General features: G+C 63.5%; 22 protein-coding genes and 2 pseudogenes. 9 read left to right on the forward strand and 15 right to left on the reverse strand.

Translation table 11 applies throughout. From position 1 onward, the window contains the following. Positions 1 to 6 precede the first annotated feature (6 nt). From ACFVTM_RS18410 to ACFVTM_RS18430, 5 genes are all read right to left on the reverse strand, one after another. Positions 7 to 978, reverse strand: a complete 972-nt coding sequence (locus ACFVTM_RS18410; protein WP_390205294.1) for an ABC transporter substrate-binding protein — start codon at positions 976 to 978, stop codon at positions 7 to 9. A gap of 67 nt (positions 979 to 1,045) precedes the next feature. Further along, a complete protein-coding gene (locus ACFVTM_RS18415) occupies positions 1,046 to 1,849 on the reverse strand; it encodes an ABC transporter ATP-binding protein (protein WP_390205295.1) in 804 nt (267 codons plus the stop codon). Beyond that, positions 1,846 to 2,625 carry an ABC transporter permease gene (locus ACFVTM_RS18420; RefSeq protein WP_390205297.1) on the reverse strand — a complete coding sequence of 260 codons (780 nt, stop codon included), beginning with the start codon at positions 2,623 to 2,625 and terminating at the stop codon, positions 1,846 to 1,848. Before ACFVTM_RS18420 ends, ACFVTM_RS18415 begins: the two co-directional genes overlap by 4 nt. Further along, positions 2,622 to 3,350, reverse strand: a complete 729-nt coding sequence (locus ACFVTM_RS18425) for an ABC transporter permease (RefSeq protein ID WP_390205299.1) — start codon at positions 3,348 to 3,350, stop codon at positions 2,622 to 2,624. The genes ACFVTM_RS18420 and ACFVTM_RS18425 overlap by 4 nt, the downstream gene beginning before the upstream one ends. Positions 3,351 to 3,489: 139 nt before the next feature. Beyond that, positions 3,490 to 3,915, reverse strand: coding sequence for a PaaI family thioesterase (locus ACFVTM_RS18430; protein ID WP_390205300.1), 426 nt, complete (start codon positions 3,913 to 3,915; stop codon positions 3,490 to 3,492). Positions 3,916 to 4,062: 147 nt separating this feature from the next. Between ACFVTM_RS18430 and ACFVTM_RS18435 the strand changes: the two genes are divergently transcribed. From ACFVTM_RS18435 to ACFVTM_RS18460, 6 genes and pseudogenes are all read left to right on the forward strand, one after another. Further along, complete coding sequence (locus tag ACFVTM_RS18435; RefSeq protein WP_390205302.1) at positions 4,063 to 4,752, forward strand: GntR family transcriptional regulator; 690 nt, start codon at positions 4,063 to 4,065, stop codon at positions 4,750 to 4,752. Between the two features lie 136 nt (positions 4,753 to 4,888). Continuing rightward, complete coding sequence (locus ACFVTM_RS18440; protein WP_390205304.1) at positions 4,889 to 5,530, forward strand: NTP transferase domain-containing protein; 642 nt, start codon at positions 4,889 to 4,891, stop codon at positions 5,528 to 5,530. Beyond that, entirely contained in the window at positions 5,527 to 6,657 is a 1,131-nt protein-coding gene (gene moaA / locus ACFVTM_RS18445; RefSeq protein WP_390205305.1) for a GTP 3',8-cyclase MoaA, read from the forward strand. Before ACFVTM_RS18440 ends, moaA begins: the two co-directional genes overlap by 4 nt. Positions 6,658 to 6,704: 47 nt before the next feature. Next, entirely contained in the window at positions 6,705 to 6,971 is a 267-nt protein-coding gene (locus ACFVTM_RS18450; RefSeq protein ID WP_390205306.1) for a MoaD/ThiS family protein, read from the forward strand. 195 nt (positions 6,972 to 7,166) lie between these two features. Then, positions 7,167 to 7,598 (forward strand): molybdenum cofactor biosynthesis protein MoaE, encoded by a 432-nt coding sequence (locus tag ACFVTM_RS18455; protein WP_390205308.1) that lies wholly within the window; start codon positions 7,167 to 7,169, stop codon positions 7,596 to 7,598. A gap of 296 nt (positions 7,599 to 7,894) precedes the next feature. Beyond that, positions 7,895 to 8,032: pseudogene (locus tag ACFVTM_RS18460) on the forward strand (oxidoreductase); the annotation flags it as partial. 38 nt (positions 8,033 to 8,070) lie between these two features. Here ACFVTM_RS18460 and ACFVTM_RS18465 read toward each other — a convergent pair. From ACFVTM_RS18465 to ACFVTM_RS18490, 6 genes are all read right to left on the reverse strand, one after another. Further along, entirely contained in the window at positions 8,071 to 8,841 is a 771-nt protein-coding gene (locus tag ACFVTM_RS18465; protein ID WP_390205309.1) for an IclR family transcriptional regulator C-terminal domain-containing protein, read from the reverse strand. 961 nt (positions 8,842 to 9,802) lie between these two features. Further along, complete coding sequence (locus ACFVTM_RS18470) at positions 9,803 to 10,666, reverse strand: amino acid ABC transporter permease (protein WP_390205310.1); 864 nt, start codon at positions 10,664 to 10,666, stop codon at positions 9,803 to 9,805. Further along, positions 10,663 to 11,307, reverse strand: a complete 645-nt coding sequence (locus ACFVTM_RS18475; RefSeq protein ID WP_390205311.1) for an amino acid ABC transporter permease — start codon at positions 11,305 to 11,307, stop codon at positions 10,663 to 10,665. The genes ACFVTM_RS18470 and ACFVTM_RS18475 overlap by 4 nt, the downstream gene beginning before the upstream one ends. 9 nt (positions 11,308 to 11,316) lie before the next feature. Continuing rightward, complete coding sequence (locus ACFVTM_RS18480) at positions 11,317 to 12,183, reverse strand: glutamate ABC transporter substrate-binding protein (protein ID WP_390205313.1); 867 nt, start codon at positions 12,181 to 12,183, stop codon at positions 11,317 to 11,319. A gap of 60 nt (positions 12,184 to 12,243) precedes the next feature. Continuing rightward, complete coding sequence (locus ACFVTM_RS18485) at positions 12,244 to 13,008, reverse strand: amino acid ABC transporter ATP-binding protein (RefSeq protein WP_390205315.1); 765 nt, start codon at positions 13,006 to 13,008, stop codon at positions 12,244 to 12,246. A gap of 78 nt (positions 13,009 to 13,086) precedes the next feature. Continuing rightward, positions 13,087 to 14,061 carry a Bug family tripartite tricarboxylate transporter substrate binding protein gene (locus ACFVTM_RS18490; RefSeq protein WP_390205317.1) on the reverse strand — a complete coding sequence of 325 codons (975 nt, stop codon included), beginning with the start codon at positions 14,059 to 14,061 and terminating at the stop codon, positions 13,087 to 13,089. A gap of 151 nt (positions 14,062 to 14,212) precedes the next feature. Here ACFVTM_RS18490 and ACFVTM_RS18495 point away from each other — a divergent pair, with 151 nt between their 5' ends. Together ACFVTM_RS18495 and ACFVTM_RS18500 are read left to right on the forward strand one after the other, a co-directional pair. Beyond that, positions 14,213 to 15,778, forward strand: coding sequence for an ATP-binding protein (locus tag ACFVTM_RS18495; RefSeq protein WP_390205318.1), 1,566 nt, complete (start codon positions 14,213 to 14,215; stop codon positions 15,776 to 15,778). Further along, positions 15,771 to 16,445: a response regulator gene (locus tag ACFVTM_RS18500; protein WP_390205319.1), complete on the forward strand. Its 675-nt coding sequence runs from the start codon at positions 15,771 to 15,773 to the stop codon at positions 16,443 to 16,445. Before ACFVTM_RS18495 ends, ACFVTM_RS18500 begins: the two co-directional genes overlap by 8 nt. A gap of 468 nt (positions 16,446 to 16,913) precedes the next feature. Here ACFVTM_RS18500 and ACFVTM_RS18505 read toward each other — a convergent pair whose 3' ends face one another. The 4 genes from ACFVTM_RS18505 to ACFVTM_RS18520 form a co-directional block, all read right to left on the reverse strand. Then, positions 16,914 to 17,369 carry a nucleoside deaminase gene (locus ACFVTM_RS18505; RefSeq protein ID WP_390205321.1) on the reverse strand — a complete coding sequence of 152 codons (456 nt, stop codon included), beginning with the start codon at positions 17,367 to 17,369 and terminating at the stop codon, positions 16,914 to 16,916. Between the two features lie 442 nt (positions 17,370 to 17,811). Continuing rightward, positions 17,812 to 18,246 carry a hypothetical protein gene (locus ACFVTM_RS18510; protein WP_390205322.1) on the reverse strand — a complete coding sequence of 145 codons (435 nt, stop codon included), beginning with the start codon at positions 18,244 to 18,246 and terminating at the stop codon, positions 17,812 to 17,814. 33 nt (positions 18,247 to 18,279) lie between these two features. After that, the gene (locus tag ACFVTM_RS18515) at positions 18,280 to 19,404 is read right to left on the reverse strand and encodes an NRAMP family divalent metal transporter (RefSeq protein ID WP_390205323.1); all 1,125 of its coding nucleotides are present in this window, start codon (positions 19,402 to 19,404) and stop codon (positions 18,280 to 18,282) included. Continuing rightward, entirely contained in the window at positions 19,401 to 19,751 is a 351-nt protein-coding gene (locus ACFVTM_RS18520) for a hypothetical protein (protein WP_390205325.1), read from the reverse strand. The genes ACFVTM_RS18515 and ACFVTM_RS18520 overlap by 4 nt, the downstream gene beginning before the upstream one ends. 133 nt (positions 19,752 to 19,884) lie before the next feature. On the opposite strand from ACFVTM_RS18520, the pseudogene ACFVTM_RS18525 reads away from it, so the two are divergent. Further along, a pseudogene (locus ACFVTM_RS18525) lies at positions 19,885 to 20,007 on the forward strand (histone-like nucleoid-structuring protein Lsr2); the annotation flags it as partial. Positions 20,008 to 20,224 lie beyond the last annotated feature (217 nt).

Consider the following 20,224-nt stretch of genomic DNA (forward strand, 5'->3'; position numbering starts at 1 on the left):
TCACGATCAGCCCGCCAGGATCGTGGTCGGATCTGGCAGGCCGTCCTTTGAGAACACGCCGTATTTGATGCATGCGTCGTACCAGGCCTGAAGCGAGGCCTTGTTGGGCATGCCGGAAGGCCAGTTGCCCATGGAGATTTCCTTCGCTACCGTCGCGTCCATTTTCAGGAACGTGGGTATGTAGGCGCGGACCTCGTCAACGTGTTCGGTGGCATAAATCCGTGACTTTTCCAAGGCACGGCGGAACCCGTCGACCGTCTTCGCCTTCTCTGCGATGACCTTCTCGCTGGTGAACCAGGAAGACATGAAGACGTCGGGAAGAACCTCACGATAGGGCGCTGAGAGGATGCGCGCCCCGCCTTTTACGGCCTGGCTCAGGAAAGGCTCGGCGACATGGGCGACCTCGATGCGTCCGCTGGCCAGCGCCGCCGGCATATCCGGGAAGCCGACCTCAACGAACTTAACTGTTCCGAGGTCGACGCCGGCCTTCTCCAGCGCGACGCGGTCGGCGACCTCGACCATGTTCTTTAGGCCGTTGACAGCGACAGTGCTGCCGCCAAGATCCGCGAGCGACTTGGCGCCGTTGTTCGGCCCGACCACGATGGCTTCATCCGGCGGGGCAGGGTTCGTCCCGGCGCTGCTGGCCGCCGCTACGATCTTGATGGGCAAGCCCCGGGCCCGCGCGGTCATCAGTGACACATTGTTGGAGAATGCAAAGTCGTACTGGCCGCTGACCACCGCCGGCACCAGTGCCGCCCCGCCCTGGGCGCTCGCGAGCTTGACATTGAGGCCCTCTTCCTTGAAGAACCCCTTCTCGACACCTAGGGCCAGAACAGTGTTGCTGACGATCGGTAGGGTGCCGACAGTGATCTCGGTGAGCGCGCTGGTGCCGCCGTCGGAGGCCGCTGGCCCGCCGCATCCGGCGAGGAATAAGGAGGCCGCCCCCAGTGCGGCGGTGAGGGCGAGTCGATTTTTCATCGTGTGTAACCTCTCTGGCTGTAATTGGCTTGCGGGAATCGGGTTGCAGGATTCCGGGACGCTTTCACTAGTTCGTCCCGACGATCTGGTTGTAGACGTGGTTACGCAGCTGGCTGTAGGCCGGAAGCGCCTTGGTTTCGGTCTGGCTCCGCGGCCGGGGCAGCGGGACATCGAGGTGCTCGCGGACCACGCACGGCGGCGCGCTGAGGATAACGATCCGGTCGGCCAGGTACACCGCCTCGTCGATGTCGTGGGTGACGAAGATGATGGTGATCCCGTACTTGGCCGTGAGCTCGAGCAGGAGGTCCTCCAGCTCAATCCGGGTCTGCGCGTCCACCGAAGCGAACGGCTCGTCCATGAGCAGGATTTCAGGGCGGTAGGCGATTGCGCGGGCAATCGCAACGCGCTGCTGCATGCCCCCGGAGAGCTGCCAGGGGTACTTGTCTTCGTGGCCCTGCAGCCCGACGGCGGCGAGTGCTTCCCGGACGGCGGCGGCCCGCTCGGCGCTGCGGTGAAGTTTGCGCAGCGGTAGCTCGACATTGCGCCGCACCGATATCCAGGGAAACAGCGAGCGGTTGTACTCCTGGAACACCAGGCCCATCTGCCGCGGCGGGCCGGTGATGGCTTTCCCGTGCAGGTTCACTGCGCCGCCGGTCGGCGGCATGAGGCCGGAGAGGCATCGCAGCAGGGTCGTCTTCCCGCATCCGGACGGTCCTACGATGGATACGAATTCGCCCTGCGCCGCTGTGAAGCTGACGTCGCTGACCGCGACGTGCGCGGTGCTGCCGGAGCCGTAAGTCTTCTGCAGGTTCTTGACGTCGATAATCATCGTGGTTTGTTCCTGCCTGGTGGTTTCGTGAATAGCTGTCATGCGTCTCGTGTGCTCGCTTTCAGACCGTGGTGCCACCGGAGCGTAAAGTGCTCGACACCGAGGAAGATCAAATTGACGACGTAGCCGACGACGCCGAGCATCAGTAGCCCGGCCCACATGTCGGTGATGACAAACATCCGCTGTGACTGGAGGATCGAGTAGCCGATGCCGTCGGTGCTGCCCACCATTTCGGCCACGACCATGAGGATGAGCGCCAGGGCGAGGCTGGCGCGCAGGCCTGAAAAGATGCTCGGTGCGGCGGCCGGAAGCACAACTCTGAAGAGTCGCTCAGCCCGCGAAAACTGGAAACTGCGGGAGACGTCATGCAGGATCGGCTCCACGGAAGCCGCCCCTGCTGCCGTGTTCAGGATGATGGGGAAGGAGCAGCCGAGTGCGATGACGAAAATCTGCATCGGCGCCCCGACTCCGAAGACGATGAGGCCGAACGGCACCAGCACGACGGCGGGCAGGGCGCGCAGGAAGTCGATGCCTGGGCCAAGGAGCCGACGGGCCCAGGACGACACGCCGATGGCGAGCCCTACGCTGATGCCGGTTACGGCGGCGAGCAAGTAGCCCGCCAGCATCCGGCCGAGGCTCGGAATGACATGTTCGACGAAGCCTTGCCCAACCCACACCTCGCGGAAGCTCTCCAGGATGGCGGCAAGGGGAGGGAAGTACAGGGAGGTGGAGCCAGCTGAGAGCACGTACCACGCTCCAAGCACCGCCACAGTGGTTGCTATTTCGAGGCCAAGCAGGCCTGGTTTGCGCCCTCTCATGCGGCTGCCTCCCGGTGGCTGGGGTGCCAGCGTAAAAGCCGGCGTTCGACTGCGACGATGATGGATCCTGTGATGTAGCTGAGGAGTCCTGCAGCGAAGATCAATGCGTACATGCGAACACTTGATCCTGCGCTCTGCGCCGCCAGGATGGCCGTGCCCAGGCCCGGTCCTCCTGCGATGAGTTCGGCCGTTACCGCGATCACGATGGCCAGCGCCGACGCCAGTCGCACACCCGTCGCTATGGACGGTGCGGCGCTGGGCAGGGTGACGTGCCAGAAGACCTCGGCGCGAGTGAAACCAAAGGAGCGCGCGGTGTCCCGGGCGACCGAATCTGTCTCACGGACCCCGTAGACGGTCTGGAACAGGATCGGCCAGAACGTCGCGAATACGACCAGGAACACTTTCATGTCGGTCGTGATGCCGAAGATCAGCACGGCCAGCGGGATCAGTGCGACGGCGGGGATCGGGCGCAAGAACTCGATCAGGAAACGACTCGCGCTGTAGGCATAGACGTTGCTGCCGATCAGGATGCCCGCGGCGACCGCGGCAACCACGGCGATCAGTAGGCCAACGGCCCATGCCAGCATTGTTGATTGAACGTCGTTCCAGAACGGCGCGGTAAACAGCGTCGAGACGAAATCCGCGAGGACGTTCGAGGCTGGCGGCAGGAAGCTGGACGGCACCAGTTCGATCCGCGGAGCGATTTCCCAGATGGCCAGCGCCATGACAATACCCGGCCAACTGGCTGTCCGGGTGGCCATTTTTAGCCGGCCCAACATGCTTTCCGAAATTCTCATGCGGTCACTGTATACGCATGGATGCGGAAAAATGCATAGTTTTTGAAAAACTTTTTTCCGGAGCGAGTTATTTAGCCGCAGGTGGGGGCTGGCGCGGGAGTTCCAAGACAAGTTGCGTGCAGGTAAACCAGGCTACGCGGCGCGGCTCGACGTCGGTCCGGACGCGGTCCACCTCAACGTTCACCACCACGGTACGCCGGCCTTGATGTACGAGTGATGCTCGGGCCCGGAGCGCGTCTCCTGTGGCTGCCGCGCCGGTGAGATTGCAGGAGAAATCCACGGTCACGTAGTGTTGCGAGCCCAATGCCGCCTCGGTTGCCCACCCAGCCGTGGCATCTGCGAGCACTGCATAAACGCCGCCTTGAACGCTTCCTTGCTGATTGAGGTTTTCGGGCCTGACGATCATCTCCGCCTCGGCCCAACCGGGGCTTGACCCCACCAGTTTGATACCTAGCACGGCAAGCGCACAGTCGTTGGGAATTGCCGAATCCATGAGCTTCGCTCCTTGCAATACGGGGAAATGGATACTACTGTACACAGTAGGTCCGAGGGGGCAATCGCGTCATGCTGGTTATGAACATGAACGTCCCATGGCTTTCCATAATCCAAAGAGAACTCAGCAGGGGAGATGTCCTCATCCATGGCAACCAGGACACGGGCGGCCGAAACAGGCCCCGGCAATACACCGCAGATCGACCGCCGCCGCAGTGCGTACGAACGAATCAAGCAGGCCATCGTCTCTGGAGACTTCAAGCCCGGCGAACCGCTAGTAGAGACGGTACTCGCCGAATGGTGTGAAGTGAGCCGGACCCCCATCCGTGAAGCCCTCACGCGCCTGGAGCAGGACGGGATCGTTGTTCGCACCGACCGCGGCCTGATGGTACGGGACGACAGCCCCGAGGACGTGCTAGACCTGTACGAGACCCGCATCGTGCTTGAGGCAACTGCCGCGCGGGTGGCATCCGAACGACGCACTTTCCACGACCTGCTTCAGATGCACGAACTGGCGGACCACATGAACACGATGGATACCAGCGACCCGCGGGCCATGGCCGCGGCGAACGACCGCTTCCACCGCTCGGTGTGGCGCGCCAGTCACAACCGCTCGCTGGTTGACCTGCTCGACCGGCTGAGTCTTCACCTGGGACGGTACCCTGCGACGACGTTGTCATTTCCCGGCCGCTGGGAGCGGGCGAACGATCAACACGCCGCGATCATTGACGCCATCGAGGCCCGCGCCGGCGATCTGGCGGCTGAGCGCGCCGTCGAGCACTTCACGGAGTCCCGCAACATTCGCCTCAAACTATGGACCAGCCGGGCGCCGGAATAGGGGCCGCATCCCGTCAGGGCGCCCGAATCCACATCGGCCAATTCAAAGGATCGTGTTTGATGAAAGCCTGCAACACCCCCGGATCTCGTTGCTGTGACTCCGCCACCACGGCGGTCGCGGCGTGCCGGGGGCGCTAGTGGGACATGGCGGCCACCTGTCCGGATTGATATTCGTCGCCGGCAAAGGCCGCCGTCTTGGAGCCGTACCAAAAGCCCTGCTGCGCTATCGGAACCAATATTTCATCGAGCGACTTGCCAGGATCTTCCACGAATCTGGCTGCTCGCCGATCATCGCGGTCCTTGGTTGCGGCGCAGATGAGGTTCTGGAATCAGCGCACTTAAGCAATGCCAGCGCTGTCTTGAATTCCGATTGGGCCAGTGGCATGGCCTCTTCATTTCGACGAGGCATCGCGGCGCTCCAAGACCTCGAGGGCGACATCCTGGTCTCGGTCGTCGATCAGCCAGATGTCTCGACTGAAACAATCACGCGACTCCGGTCTGTACACCGTCCGGGTCGAATCACAGTCCCTCTTTTCTCCCAGCAGCCGGGCCATCCGGTCCTGTTCGACCCCGTCCTTGCGCGGAGAGCAGCAGCCATGGCAACAGGCGATATCGGAGCTCGAAAATTCATTCAGACGCATCCGGAAGTAGTGACGTACGTCGATTGCAGCGACCTTGGATCAGGGATGGACATCGACACACCTGAGGACCTGCAATTGTTAGCCGAAGGTCTCCGCCAGCGGGAGGAAATTTGTGTCGGCGACGGTAGCCAGGCATGAAAATTTCTCTGGGGCTGCCGCTGCCGGGAGCTGGCGCGCTTGCTTCGGGTGTCTCCAGTTCCCGCGCCACACCTCTCGTGCCGGCGTCGCTCGTCGGCCTCGCGGACAAGTATGGGAGGCGCGCGACGGATATGCGACTCTCCCTAACGGACAAGTGCAATCTGCGCTGCACCTACTGCATGCCCGCCGACGGCCTGGACTGGCTGACCAAACAGCACGTCATGACAGGCAACGAGATAGTCCGGCTGGTCCGGATCGGCGTTGAACAGCTCGGCATCAGGGAACTCCGGTTGACCGGGGGCGAACCCTTGGTGAGGGCGGATCTGGTGAACATCATCCGTGCCATCCGGACCAGCCATGCGGACCTTCCCATATCCCTGACAACAAATGCCCTAGGCCTGGAAAAGAAGGCCCAGGCACTCAAGGACGCAGGCCTGACCCGGATTAACGTCTCACTGGATTCACTGCATCCGGACACCTTTGCCCAGCTGACCCGCCGGCCCGTCCTGAACCGTGTTATGGCCGGTGTTGAAGAAGCAGATCGAGTGGGACTCGGGCTGATCAAAATCAACGCTGTACTGATGCGCGGTGTTAACGACAACGAGGCCCCCCAGCTGCTTGACTGGGCGCTGACCCGTGGTTTCGAACTGCGGTTCATCGAGCAGATGCCGCTGGATGCCGATCATGGCTGGACCCGGAAAGGCATGATCTCCGCCGCGGAGATCCGGCAACTGCTGGAACCCGATTTCGTCCTCACGCCAGATCGGCGACAGCGCGAAGGCGCCCCCGCCGAACGATGGGAAGTACGACGGCGGGGTGCGGGTGGCGCGCCGGGCGTCAAAGTCGCGGGGACCGTAGGAATCATCGCTTCTGTCACCGAACCGTTCTGCTCGGACTGCCGCCGAACACGCATTACGGCCGAGGGCAAAGTGCGCAGCTGCCTCTTCTCGCACGAGGAGACTGACTTGCTGGGCCTGCTCCGGGCGGAAGCGGACGACGGCGTAATAGCACGCCGTTGGCAGGAAGCCATGTGGGGCAAACCGAAAGCCCATGGCATGGACAACACGGGATTGGACTCAGCGGACTATGTACAGCCCGAACGTACTATGAGCGCGATCGGTGGCTAGATATCCCGGATTGAAACGATGGTGGTGCCGGACAGAATGGAGTGGGAATGCTGATCAGATACTTCGCCGCGGCGAAAGCCGCAGCCGGCATCGAGCAGGAAACGCTGGAGTTTTCCGACGGTGCTGCCCTGACCGACGTCATCTACCATCTCATTGAGCTGCACCCGGGGACCGGGGCGGGTCACACGCCGACCTTGGCCAAAATTCTTGCGAGGAGCAGCTTCCTACGCAACGAAGTGGCACTGAGGGACTTCGACGCGCCATTGGGTCGCGCCGACGTCATCGACATTCTTCCGCCCTTCGCCGGCGGGTGAAGACAGCGGGCACATACCCGAAGACCAAATGGAATTGCGGGCGGCCGAAGAAGTGAGAGTCCGAATTTGTTCTCACTGTGCCTTCTGTTGGCGTTTGCCAAAATCACCGCCTGACGAGTATCCACAGGGCGGAATCGAGGGCGGATCAGTCGTGCTGCCGCTATTGCCATATCTGCGGACACCCAGAGGAACGGAATGAACATTAGCGTTGTAGTGAAGGCCACGATCTCCGAGGCGCCGCTGAAAATGGAGATGGCACTGGCCGCGGTGCAGTCGACGGACTGTGGCGCCGTGGTTTCCTTCAGCGGGGTCGTGCGCAACCACGACGGCGGCCGGGACGTGGATGAGCTGACATACATCGGCCATCCCAGCGCCCCGGAGGTCATAAGACAGGTTGCGGCTGAGATCGCGGCCGGGCACGATGGCGTGCGGCTCTGGGCAGCGCACCGTGTAGGTCCCCTGGCCATCGGGGAGGCAGCCTTGATAGCCTCAGCTGCGGCGCCACACCGCAGCCAAGCATTTGCTGCCTGCTCCGAGCTCGTGGACACCATCAAGGAACGCGTACCGATCTGGAAGGAGCAATTCTTCAGCGACGGCTGCGCGGAATGGGTTGGCGTGTGGGGATAACATGACCGCCACTAACACAGCGGAGGATTAGGACCGGCGTGGCCCCGGAGATGACCTGGCGGACGTTGCTACCAGGACGAAGGGCGACTAACCGGGCCGTTGACATAGCTGTTCGCCTGGGACAGAAAGGGGTCTCGCTGCTGCGTCCTCTGCGCGTCGGGATGGTCCCATGTGGAAGCAGGGGCATCCCGTTTTAACTATTCGGATGGGATGCCGTCACGCGGACAAGGGCGGCTTGGGCATTGTGGCGGCGAACGGTGTCAGCTGTCGCGTGACGACCGCCCGTACCCGCCGACCGCACTCTGCTCGACGTCGTCCGCGACGCGAACCCCTCGATCCTCTTCTCCTGCGAGGAGGGCGTCGGCGAACCGTGCGAAACCAAGGTGCTGGCCGGAATTCCGGACCACCGCGGCACGATCCTCAGCAAGGCGAACCGCGAAAAGGGCCGATCCCCCGATCGTCGGCGGCGGAGTTATCCGTCGGCGGCTAGGTCTTTTTCGATGGCTGCCGCCGCCGTCAGCAGGCGGGGCAAAATAGTGTCGGGCAGGCTTTCGGCGCTTACGCGCGTCGCGTGTGCGGAGACGTTCAGCGCCGCGATTATGCCGCCCCCCGCATCCCGCACCGGGACGGCAATGGACCGCAGCCCCTCGGCCAGCTCCTGATCGGCAAGGGACCAGCCGTGCCCCCGTGCCGCGGTGATCCTCTTCCGGATTTCCTCGCGGTCGATCGCCGTGTTGCCGGTCAGGCTTTCCGGCACCAGGGCTTCCAGATACTCATCCAGCGTCTCGTCGGTGAGCCCGGAGAGCAGGACGCGGCCGGTCGCCGTCGCGTAGGCGGGCAGGCTGGTGCCGATGATGATGTTGACGGTGAGGACGCGGTCGGCGTGGACCCGGTCGATGTAGATCACCCGGCCCTGATGCAGCACCGTTAAGGATGCGGTCTCGCCAACCTGCTGCACCAGCGACGCGAGGTGCGGATGGGCCACCGCCAGCAGATTGTGGCTGAGCAGATATGCATCGCCGATCTCCAGCACGGCCGGCCGCAGGGAATAGCCGCTGGAGTCATAGGACAGATAACCCAGGTATTCCAGGGTGAGAATGAAACGCCGCGCCGCGGTCCTGGTGATCCCGACGAGCTCGGCAACATCGGAGACCGACAATGGCCTGTCCTGGGTGCTGAAGGCCTTCAGTACGGACAAACCCCGGGCCAACGCCTCGACATGGTCCGGGTCGTTCTTCTTCAAGAGGGAGGCGGTCTCCGGGAGGCTTTGCACTATCCGAATCTATCTCATCCGCGGCGCGTTTATTGGCCGCTCTGGTGAGGACTAGGGACCAGACGGCGCTAGGAGGGCGTGGGCGGGCAATCACTGCCGCACCGGCGGTATCTCCGAAAATTCTCTGCTGGGCAGACGGGATTACGTGCATGCGCGATCAACCCCTTTCGCCTGATTATTTGACGCCGATAAGGGACCTTCCGTCCGCCGCGGCAGAGGGCGCCTGATGCAGCGGTTGACCGGATTTCCGTTCCGGGAGGCTCCTAGCACGGAATGCCGAAAGCCGCACCCAGTTTGGGGAGTGGGCCCGCAATGCTCGGAACTGGCCCAATTTGGGGTGTGTCTGCCACGCTTCCGGCTACGGATGGGGTTGTATGTGGGTCGGATTGGGCCGGATGCCGGATGTTTCCGCGGGAGTCCAGTGTTTGCGGGGGAGGGAATGCAGCTCGAGTCCCACCTTGGGCACATCATTCCCCCTCGTCAGAGGGGGTTTTTGCTTTCAGGCGCGGTTGTCACGTCGTACGAAGGACATTCGCTTAGTGCGGGGTCCTTCGTGGCTGTCCTGGCGGGACAGTTGCAGTGGAACGCCGGAAGATTTTCGCGCCGTCGCAGTGCAGGAACAGGGCGCGTCCGCGCCCTTCGTCCTGGATGAGCCAAAGCACACTGCCGTCCGGTGAGAGCATGTCGACGTGACCCGAAGCGATTTCTTCGCCGTGGTGGTAGATGGTTACTTGATCGGAGCGGGCTAATTTTGTCCAGTTTGGAATCGGGGCCGGGAGCATGGCTTCTGGGTGATGGCGGCGGATAGTCATAAGTGGTCCTTGGGGATGAGGCTGCCGGATGTTCGGTTCGGGGCTGCGGGAGACGGTGCGCCAAGACGAGTGCGGGGACCGCCGAAAGACGGTCCCCGCGCCTCTGGCTTGCAGGTTGGCTATCGTGGTGCGAGTTCGGCTGTTATCTCTGCGGCGAGAGGTGCGGCCGGGGGCGCGAGGTTGCGGCGCTGTTCGCGGCGTTCCATGGCGGCGGCCAGCAGTCCGAGTGCGATGTTGACGATCATGAAGCCCAGTGCTGCGACGATCTGTGCTTGGAGCAGTGAGCGGCTGTAGTACGTGCCGATCACGGTGGCGCTGCGCAGCAGTTCAAGATATCCGCCGAGCACGAACGCAAGTGCGGTGCCCTTGAAGAGGATCACCATCTGGCTCACGAGGGCCGGGCTCATGGACCGCAGCGCTTGGGGCAGGAGCACCAGTTGCATGGTCCGGATCCCAGAGAACCCCAGGGCGTAAGCTGCTTCCGTTTGCCCGGCGGGAATGGCCCTGATTCCTGAGCGGAGGAGATCTCCCACGACGGCGCTACTGAAGAGCGTCAGGGCGATGACGAGGAACCAGAAGTCGGAGAATTTCAGCCCATAGGACGGAAGGACCAAGGACGTGAAGTAGAGCAGCAGGAGGAGCGGCACGCTGGCGAAGACGTCGGTAAACACCCGGCAGGCGATGCGGATGGTTTTGCGGCGCGAAAGCAGGCCGAAGGCGAGCAACGAGCCAAAGAGCAGGGACAGGGCCATGCCGACGGCCGCTGCGCGCAGGTTGTTGGCAAGTCCTTCTCCCAGGAGCGCCCACAGCCCCCATTGCGTGAATGGTTTCCAGGCCGCGGCGCTGAATTCCCCGTGTGACTCGAGTAATTCGTACACCGTGTACGCGCCGAGGGCCAGAGCGGCAACGCAGATGATTTCGATGATGGTGTGGCGGCGCCGGGCGCGGGGGCCTGGCGTGTCGAAGAGTGTCTTGGTAGTCATCGGCTGAACGCCGCCTTTCGGTCAATCATGGCCACGAGCCGGCCGACGATGAGCCCGATCAGCAGGTAGCTGACGGCCGCTCCGCTGAAGATCAGGAACGGCTGGGCCTGGTCGACGGCGGCCTTGTTGGTGGCGAAGGTCAGGTCGGCCACGCCGACCAAGGCGGCGACCGAGGTGTTTTTGATCATGGTGATCAGCACGTTTCCCAGGGGCTGGACGACCGTCCCGAAGGCCTGGGGCAGTATCAGGTGCTGCATGGCCGGGCGGGGGCCGAACCCGAGGGCGCGGAGGGCTTCCAATTCGCCGGAGGCGACGGTGTTGAGGCCGGACCGGAGGGTTTCACTGACGAACGGCGCCGTGTAGAGGACCAGGACTATCGCCGCCGAGGCGAAAAGAGAGTACTGGATGCCCAAGAGCGGGAGCCCGAAGACGAACAGGACCATCTGGACCGGAAGCGGAATGTTGCGAAAGACGGTGACGTAGGCGGCTGCGGCAACGTTGAGCGTGCGGATCGGGCTGACCCGCATTGCCGTCAGCATGGTTCCGAGTGCCAACGCCCCTGTCCAGCCCAGCACGGTGAGTCCGAGGGTGACCAGGACTCCGCTGGTGAAATCGGCGGCATAGCCGGAGAGGAAGGACATGATGACTGCCTAGAGGGTGATGTGCGGTGCGGTGACGTCTGCGGGGCGCACGGCGCCGAGGGTGCTGTCGTAGGCCTTCTTCCACTCGCCGTTGTCGGCGATCTTCTTGAGGAAGCCGTCGAGGTAGTCGTGCCACGCGGTGTCGTCCTTGGCGGATCCGATCGCGTATTCCTCTGTTGCGAGGTAGTCTCCGACGATCTTGAAGTCGCCCTTGTTCTGCTCGATCAGGCCGAGAAGGAGGGACTCGTTGGTGACGACCGCGTCGACCCGCTTTTGCTTCAACGCCTGCGCGCATTCGCTGTAGGTGCCGAAGAGGGTGAGTTTTGCCTGGGGGGCCAGCGTGGGAAGGAGCTGGGCGGCCCGTGCGCCGGTGGTGGTGCAGACGGGTTTGCCGTTGAGGTCGTCCTTGGTGGAGATGGATGATTCGTCGTCGCGGACCATCATGGAGACGCCGCTTTCCAGGTAGGGGCCGGCAAAGGAGACCACTTTTTTCCGTTCGTCGGTGACGGCGTAGGAGGCCAGTATCAGGTCGACTTTGTTCTGCTGGAGGAAGGCCTCGCGGTTGGCCGTGACGGCTTCGACGTATTCGATGTTGTCCTCGCTGCCGGTCAGGTCTTTGGCGATGCGCTTTGCCAGCTCGATGTCCAGGCCTTCCATCTGCCCGCTGACCGGGTTTTTGACGCCGAACATGGGCTGATCGAATTTCACGCCGACGATGACTTTGCCGCGCTGCTGGATCTTGCTCATGGTCGTTCCGGCGGCGAAGCTCTGCACCGGGGTGCTGCTGGCGGGCGATGGGGAACTGCCGCAGGCGGTGGCGCCGAGGGCAAGGGTTGCGGCGATCGCGACGGGGGCAAGGATGCGGAGGGTTTTCATGATTGTCCTTTTGGTGTGGGCGTCGGCGTCTGTGCCGTGTCCGAGTTGGAGGGGAGGGGGTTAGTGCACGGAGGAGAGAAAGCTGCGGGCCCGGTCGCTCTCGGGTGCGGAGAAGAAGGTTTCGGGGTCTGCCGTTTCGACGATGGCGCCATCGGCCATGAAGATGATGCGGTCTGCGCAGGACCGTGCAAAGGACATTTCATGGGTGACGACGAGCATGGTGGTGCCGCGTTCGGCCAGCTGGCGCATGGTGGCAAGGACGTCCTGGGTGGACTCCGGGTCCAGGGCTGAGGTGGGCTCGTCGAAAAGGATTACTTTGGGGTCCATGGCGAGGGCCCTGGCAATGGCGGCTCGTTGGGATTGTCCGCCGGAGAGCTGCGCGGGGAAAGCATTGGCTTTCGCCCCGATACCCACCATGTCAAGGAGTTCGCGGGCGCGCTGTTCGGCTGCGGCTTTGCTCTGGCCCAGGATCTTCCTTGGGGCAAGCGTGATGTTGTCCAGGATGGTCCGGTTGGAGAACAGATTGAATGACTGGAAGACCATGCCGACTTCGGTGCGGAATTTGAAGAGTTCCCGCCCTTCGGCCGGCTGCGGTGCACCGTCGACGAGGATCTGTCCGCTGTCAATGGTTTCCAGACGGTTGATGGTCCGGCACAGCGTGGATTTGCCGGAGCCGGAGGGGCCGAGGACGACGACGACTTCTCCACGCCTGACGCTGAGGTTGATGTTGCGCAGAGCGTGCAGGTTGCCGAAGTGTTTTTCCACGGCCCGGAATTCGACGACGACGTCGCTTTCCGCAGGCAGTATTGAGGCGGTTTCGGGCATGGGGTATTCCTGTCTTGGGTTGCGGTGACGAGGTCTTCTGAACGAAAACCTGTTGAAAAGTGAGGCCGTGCGGGCCGGTTAGGGGAGGCCGAGCTCCCGAAGGGTGTTTGCCACCCGTTTTTCCTGCTGCCTGAGGAAGGCACGGAAGGAGTCGCCGGTGGTGAAGGCGTCCTCCCAGCCGTTGTCGGACAGCGCCTGTTTCCAGGCCGGGGAATCATGAAGCCGGGTCAGCGCCTCGATGAGTCTGTTCTGGTCCGCCTCGGACAAGCCCGGAGGAGCGAGGACTCCGCGCCAGTTCGTGAAGACCAGGTCGATCCCGGATTCGCGGAGGGTGGGTGCCTGGATCCGTGCCTGGCGCTTTTGACCGGAAACGGCCAGTACTCGCAGTTGCCCGGAAGCGATCTGCTCCGCGTACTCGGCCAGACCCGAGGTTCCGAAGGTGACCTTCTTCTCCAGCAGTGCCGGCAAGAGCTCACCTCCGCCGGCATAGGGGCGGTAGTTCACATCTTTGATCCGGATGCCTGCGGTGCGTGCCAGTTCCATCGGGAAGAGGTGATCCGGACCGCCGACGGCCGAGCCGCCCCCCACCGTGATGGTTGCCGGTGAGGCTTTCCACGCTGCGACCAAATCCCCGACCGTCCGGTACGGCGAATCCGATCGGACCAGGATGCCCTCGGATTCCTCAAGCATTCTGGCGACGGAGGTGGCATCCGAGACGCTGATCTTGGAGCCGATTGCGTAGCCGGAACCGACAACGCCCAGCCCCATCATCATCATGAGGCTGGGGTTTCCTGTCTCATTCATCAGCCGGGCCATGGCAACGGTGCCGCCGTCCCCCGTGACGTTGAAAATTTCGATGTGTCCGGCGATTCCGGAATCTTCCATTACGCGGGCCGCGATCCGGGCGGTGATGTCGTACCCGCCGCCGGGGCTGTTCGGGACCATCATGCGGGTGGCGGATACCGTCTCGATGCCCGGGGCGGACGATCCACAGGCACTCAAAGCCAGGAGCAGCGCGACGGCTGCGGCTCTTGCGTACTTGGACAGGCTCATCTTGCTCCTCACCTCCTTGTGGTGTCCGCCGGGCCTTGATGGCGTGGCTACTATCAAAGAGTGACTCATGCCATGTCCGATGTCACGGTTAGCGAATCAATGGAGGTTGTGGTCTTTGTGGTCACGTTCACTGCTGGGTAGACGCATCACCTTGTCGGGGCAGTTTCTGCTCCTGCAGCTTGGCGTGATCACCATCGTGCTGCTGGCGGTCACGATGGTCTCGGTGACTCAGTCACGGGCGGAGTTCGTCGAAGTCCGCGGGCAGAGGATGTTGGCGATCGCAGAAAATCTGGCGTCGACGCCGCTGGTCCGTGACGATATCACTGCGCCTCAGGCCTCCATCATGCTCGCGCCGGATGTGGACAAGTCCCGTGCCCTCTCTGGTGCGTCGGTGGTCGCCGTGACTGACGCGAAGGGGACCGTCATTGCGTCCTCGGATCCGCAAACAGTGGGGGACACTTTGGACCTGGCCGCGGACCGGTCCCCTCTTGGTCGGTCGTGGACCGGCGACCTGACGCTGGGCGGCCGGCAGACCATTGGAGCCCGGGTCCCGGTCCTTCAAGCAGACGGAACTGTCAACGGTGTCGCCCTGGTGGCCGAAGAGTACCCTCCCTACGGCAGCGCACTGGCCGCAGCCGTGCCGGATCTGATGCTCTTCCTCGGAATGGGAGCCGCACTGGGCCTTGCCGGCTCCTGGCTCTTGTCACGTCTCATCCGCAGACGCACCAGAGGGCTGGAGCCGGACGAGATCGCCGAACTGGCAGACAACCGTGAAGCCCTCCTCTACAGCATCCGCGAAGGCGTGATCGGCGTCGGACTGGACGGCAAAATCACCCTGCTGAACCAGACTGCGACTGACTTGCTGGGACTCCCGCCCGACGCCGCCGGGACGCCCGTCAAGGAGTTGCCGCTGGACGGGCACGTCCAAGGCCTGCTGCTCGAGACCACCAACGGTGAGGAAACGATGGCAGTTAGCGGATCGCGACTCCTCGTGCTCAACCGACGCACGGTCGGAAGCCGCGGCCGCCCGATGGGAACTGTCACCACCCTGCGTGACCGGACCGAACTGGCCGAATTGGAAAGCCGGCTCGCAGCGAACCAGAGCATCACTGAAACGCTCCGCGCCCAGACGCACGAGTTCCTAAACCAGCTCCACACCGTGTCGGGTCTGGTCCAGCTGGGCGAATTTGCGGAAGTAAGGACCTTTATCGGGACTCTGACCCGCCGCCGCGCGGAGATAAACGACGAAATAGCCCAGCGCATCAAGGACCCCTCCGTCGCCGCGCTGCTCGTGGCCAAAACAAGCCTCGCCGCCGAATCCGGCATCGAACTTCGACTTTCCAGCGCATCACATCTGAGTCCGCTGGAGCCCTCTCTGGCAGCCGACGCCATCACCGTTCTGGGGAACTTCATCGACAACGCCGTCGATGCCATCGCCGGCCTTACCGACGTCACGGTCCTCGTCGACGTCAGCGACAATGATTCCATGATCACCATCCGAGTTAGTGACCCCGGACCCGGAGTTCCGGAAGACCTAGAGCAGCGCATCTTCACTCGCGGCTTCAGCACCAAACCCGCATCTGCGTCCGGGCGTGGCGTGGGCCTGGCCCTGGTCCGCCTCGTATGTTCCAAACGGCACGGCTACGTGGCGGTCCGCAACGACGCCGGGGCCGTCTTCGAAGCCACGCTTCCGTACGCCACCGTGGTCCATGATTGACGTTCTCGTCGTCGAGGACGACTTCATGGTGGCCCGGATCCACACCCGGTTCGTTGAGCAGACTCCTGGCTTCCAAGTGGTTGGAACAGCGTCCACCGGGAAGGACGCAAGAGACGCTGTCCAGGAGCTTCGCCCGGACCTGGTCCTCCTGGACGTGCATCTGCCCGACATCAGCGGCCTTGAGCTGCTCCGCGAGCTGCGCGCCGCGCGGGTGCCGGTCGGTGTCATCATCATCACCGCCGCCACGGAAGCCCACAGCGTGCGCGAGGCCCTGGAGGGCGGTGCAGCCCACTACATCATCAAACCCTTCGAATACGAGGACCTCCTCGCGCAGCTTCGACGATTCCAGGAACGCCACGATGCGTTGAACCAGGCCAAAGCGACGGGTCAGGACGACATCAACAAGATCTTCGGATATTCAGCCCGACCATTGGCCGAGGTCATCCACCGCCTGCCTAAGGGTTTGAGCACCGAAACGGCCACGCTAGTCGCGGCATCGCTCGAGGGTGGTGGCGAAATTTCCGCCTCCGACTGCGCGGACACTACCGGACTCTCTCGTGTAAGCGTCAGACGCTATCTCGAATATTTTGTCGAAACGGGTCAGGCTGCCGTCCGTCTGGAGTACGGCCGCGCAGGACGCCCGGAGAGAAAATACCGGCGTCAGTGAGCCGTGGAGCAGGACATATTCTCCGCCAGCCGGAGTCGCTGAACACGGTCGCATCTGACGACTGACCAGCGCACAGGGCGGTCATCGCGCTGGTTAGGCCTGCCTTTCGGATGTGATGCAGCCTGGCTTCGGGATTGAAATGGTTTAGGCTGCGCGTCGGGCGAAGGAGCGGCTGAAGTCCTGTCCGGACTGCACCAGGCTGCGTGCGCTGTGGCGCCGGTTCTGTTCGTAGTCCTGGAGTGCCTGGGCGGTGCATGAGTGAATGACGCACGACCGAGCCTGCCACGCTTCCCGTCTGCCGCAGGAGGGAGTGACGGCGCGGCTGGAATTGATGCCCAGCAAGGGGCAAAGGAGGGAGAAGATCGCCTGCGGCATTGGACCGCCAGGCTGCAAGCTCATGATTTCGCGGCACATGATGGCTTTGGCATGGTCGTGACCCATTTCACCGTTGCCCCCTTGTGCTGTTCATCACTCGGCGATGTCCTCCGCCCACAGCTCAGGGTGTTCGTCCTGGAAGGTGCGCATCATCTCAACGCAGCGGGCGTCATTCAACAACACCACTTCGACGCCGCGTGAGCGCAGAAGATCGAATTCGCCGGGGAACGTCTCGGCTTCACCCACCACCACGCGCGGAATCTTGAACTGGATGATGGTCCCACTACACATCGCACACGGCGCCAGGGTGGTGTAGAGGGTTGTGTCCCGGTAACTCTTCTGGCGTCCGGCAGCCCGCAGCGCTGACATCTCGCCGTGGGCGATTGGATCACCTTGCTGCACACGCTCGTTGTGGCCGCTGGCAATTACTTCCCCGCCGCGGGCCAAGGCGGCGCCGATCGGAATGCCGCCCGCGCGCAGGCTCTTCTGTGCGGCCTCGTAGGCAGCCTCAAAGGCCGCATCTGTGGTGGTTCGTTCAGTTTCGGACATGGGTGCAGTCTAGATCGCGCCTCAAAGAATTGGGCAGGTGCCCTACCGGAGTCGGTGACGCGGTCCCGCCCCGCCCGCTGATCGACGGAAAACCAACGCACGGCGTGGGCGCTGATGGTTCTGTGCTCTGGATCAACGGTTACAGGCATGACTTCAGCACGGAGGCGGCATTGATCTCGTCGTGGGTGTGGCCGCCGGCGATGACTCATTGAACCCAGTGCCGGGCTGATTGCCATGCATCGCGTCAGGCGCTAGCTAGACGCCGGGTCCGTGGGCTGTGAGAATCGGGCTAGCGTTGCGGGTGCTGAGACCGGCGGCGGACTGGGCTAGACAGCCGAGCCTGGAGGGCGACCGCCGCCGGCCCGATCATTGTCCCTGTGCGACCTTGGAAAAAACGGGAGCGAATCTTATTCCGGTGGGCACGGCCCGATGATGCGCAGGGTCAGGTGCCGTCTGCGCGCTTCGGCAGTGCGGGGTCGTGGGGGGTGAAGTCTCGCCTCAGGGCCACGGAGTCCGGGCCGATTCTGGCGATGTCGTCCCACTGGACGATGTCCCGGACCCAGCGTTCCACCCAGTCGGCATCCAGGCTGCTGCCGCGGACGCCGAGGCGGATGACGATACCGACGTCTGCGACGTCCTTCCACGGGATCCGGATCAGGCGGGACGACGGCGGGCGGCCGCCGAAGATTCTGGTCCCGAGCGCCGGGCCGGTCAGCAGGGCGGTGAGCGACGGCGGGGCGGTGCCCGGGGGGGATCGGGACGCCCGGTTCCAGACCCTCGATTTCGACGTCGTCCGCGGTGGTGACGGGGACGCCGTCGGTGTCGAGGACCTGCCGGTCCAGCAGGTGCAGCTGGGCGTCGAGTATCCGGCCGGCAACCGGCGGGTGCGGGGAGAGGGCTCCGTCGGGGTTCATGAGCCGGCTCCCGTGATGGTCATGAGGGGGATGGCCGCGACGGAGGCGACCAGAATGATCAGCAGGTAGATCATCGCCAGGAGATTAACGGGGCGGATGTTGACGTGCTGGCCCATGTACTGGAGGTCGTTGGCGACAATCAGGATGGGCAGGTAGGTCAGCGGGAGCGCAATGGCGGAAAAGACCACGGAGTACTCGGTGACCAGCACCGGATCAACACCCGTGGCGAGAACCCCTACGCCGATGACGAGGCAGAGCATCATCGACAGGTGGAAGCGGGCGGCGCGGACGGGTCGGCGGAATTTGCCCCAGGACCAGCCAAAGAACTGGGCCAGGGTGTAGCCGCTGGACAGCGTGGTTTCCAGGGCCGCGCCGAAGGTGGCAGCCAGGATTCCCACAATGACGAAGGCGAGGGCCAGTTTCCCGCCACCCTCGGCCACCGGAAGCACCACCTGTGAGAGGGAAGTGACCGCGACGCCGGCCGGCAGCAGGACAACGGCGGCACAGGCAGCGATCGACACGGACAACAGGCCGCCCAAGGGGAACCCGACCAGGACATTGGACCGCGCCTGTGCCAGGTCCTTGACCGACCAGCCCTCCTCCACCGCGCCGGAGGAGAAGAAAAAGACCCCGTAGGGCGTCATGGCGGCGCCGAACAGCGCGACGGCGTAGACCACCAGACACAGGCCCAGCAGCCCAGCGACGTTCTCCATGATGGCGAACTTTACCCGCCAGATCACTATCCACACCGCCACGACGGCCACCGGAATCCATAACAGGTACTGGACGCTGCTGGCGAGCTGGAGGGCAAGGGCGATACCGCCGATTTCGGCGGTCACCGTCATGAGGTTGATGAAGAAGGACGCGCCAAGATTGGCCAGTCCGGCGCGGGCGCCGAGCCGTTCACGGATGACCTCGAAGGTGGCCCGCCCGGATGCGGCCGCGACCCGGCCGGACATTTTGGCGAACAGGCAGATGCCGACCACGCCGACCAGGACAAGCCAGGCCAGCGACAGGCCGAAGCGCGATCCGACGACGGAGTTGGTCACCAGGTCGCCGATGTCCACGAACCCGCCGATCGCTGTCAGGACGCCCAGTGCAAGGCCCAGCAGCTTCTTCACCCGGCACCGAGCCGGGTCGAGAGCTCCTCAAGGTCCCGGGCCGAGGCGGCAAGCAGGCGTTCAGCCTCCGCGGCGGCAGGGCTTCCGTCGGTGCTGTCGACCGCTTCCTGGGCCGTGAATGCCGGTAACGCAGCGGAGGAGTTGATGTCCTTGACCATGTCGCCGAGTGCGGTAGTCGCGGCCGCGCTGGTCAGCTGTCCGGATGATTCCAAGTCCAAGGCCAGCCGGGCCGTGGCGACAGCGGAATCGGCGTCCTTGACCACCTTGGATAGTGTCTCCTGGCCGCCGCTGCCGCAACCGGCAAGCAGCAGGCACCCTGCCAGGCCCAGAAGACACGGCCCGGCCAAGGTTCGGGCCTTCCGCTGATACAGCCGAGCGGGCTCGCCCTGGGCTTGAGGAGTTCCCTGTGCGGCTAGGACCGCCGCTGTCTCGAAAAGCCGTCCAACAACAGGCAGTCTCACGACACCGAATTGTGCGGGATTAAGAGAACCTGCGGCGGCTCGGAAGATCCGTAAATGGGCCGCTGAGAACGGATACAACCCAAGCCCTCGTGGCCGCATCAGTCAGGCCATAAAGCAGGCCTTCGACGCCGCCCAAGGCTAGCCAGAGCTCAGCGGGATGGATGTCCTGACCCGATATGGGCGATGTCATCGGCTACACGTATGCGCTGTTATCGGCGGTTGCGTAGCGAAATTCCCGGTGACAGTTGATGTATCTCCCATCGCCCAACCTTCGGACAGAGGGTTGCCGGCCGGGGCCTGGCTCCTGGGAAAATCGCCAGCCGAGCTCGCGCTCAGGGAAGATGAGCTCCGTCGCTACC

The sequence above is a fragment of the Arthrobacter sp. NPDC058130 genome (assembly GCF_042884475.1).
GTDB lineage: Bacteria > Actinomycetota > Actinomycetes > Actinomycetales > Micrococcaceae > Arthrobacter.

Excerpts from the sequence above, each read along its gene's own strand:
- ACFVTM_RS18410 (WP_390205294.1), bottom strand. The coding sequence starts at position 978 with ATGAAAAATCGACTCGCCCTCACCGCCGCACTGGGGGCGGCCTCCTTA.
- ACFVTM_RS18415 (WP_390205295.1), bottom strand. The coding sequence starts at position 1,849 with ATGACAGCTATTCACGAAACCACCAGGCAGGAACAAACCACGATGATT.
- ACFVTM_RS18420 (WP_390205297.1), bottom strand. The coding sequence starts at position 2,625 with ATGAGAGGGCGCAAACCAGGCCTGCTTGGCCTCGAAATAGCAACCACT.
- ACFVTM_RS18425 (WP_390205299.1), bottom strand. The coding sequence starts at position 3,350 with ATGGCGCTGGCCATCTGGGAAATCGCTCCGCGGATCGAACTGGTGCCG.
- ACFVTM_RS18430 (WP_390205300.1), bottom strand. The coding sequence starts at position 3,915 with ATGGATTCGGCAATTCCCAACGACTGTGCGCTTGCCGTGCTAGGTATC.
- ACFVTM_RS18435 (WP_390205302.1), top strand. The coding sequence starts at position 4,063 with ATGGCAACCAGGACACGGGCGGCCGAAACAGGCCCCGGCAATACACCG.
- moaA (WP_390205305.1), top strand. The coding sequence starts at position 5,527 with ATGAAAATTTCTCTGGGGCTGCCGCTGCCGGGAGCTGGCGCGCTTGCT.
- ACFVTM_RS18450 (WP_390205306.1), top strand. The coding sequence starts at position 6,705 with ATGCTGATCAGATACTTCGCCGCGGCGAAAGCCGCAGCCGGCATCGAG.
- ACFVTM_RS18455 (WP_390205308.1), top strand. The coding sequence starts at position 7,167 with ATGAACATTAGCGTTGTAGTGAAGGCCACGATCTCCGAGGCGCCGCTG.
- ACFVTM_RS18470 (WP_390205310.1), bottom strand. The coding sequence starts at position 10,666 with ATGACTACCAAGACACTCTTCGACACGCCAGGCCCCCGCGCCCGGCGC.
- ACFVTM_RS18475 (WP_390205311.1), bottom strand. The coding sequence starts at position 11,307 with ATGTCCTTCCTCTCCGGCTATGCCGCCGATTTCACCAGCGGAGTCCTG.
- ACFVTM_RS18480 (WP_390205313.1), bottom strand. The coding sequence starts at position 12,183 with ATGAAAACCCTCCGCATCCTTGCCCCCGTCGCGATCGCCGCAACCCTT.
- ACFVTM_RS18485 (WP_390205315.1), bottom strand. The coding sequence starts at position 13,008 with ATGCCCGAAACCGCCTCAATACTGCCTGCGGAAAGCGACGTCGTCGTC.
- ACFVTM_RS18490 (WP_390205317.1), bottom strand. The coding sequence starts at position 14,061 with ATGAGCCTGTCCAAGTACGCAAGAGCCGCAGCCGTCGCGCTGCTCCTG.
- ACFVTM_RS18500 (WP_390205319.1), top strand. The coding sequence starts at position 15,771 with ATGATTGACGTTCTCGTCGTCGAGGACGACTTCATGGTGGCCCGGATC.
- ACFVTM_RS18505 (WP_390205321.1), bottom strand. The coding sequence starts at position 17,369 with ATGTCCGAAACTGAACGAACCACCACAGATGCGGCCTTTGAGGCTGCC.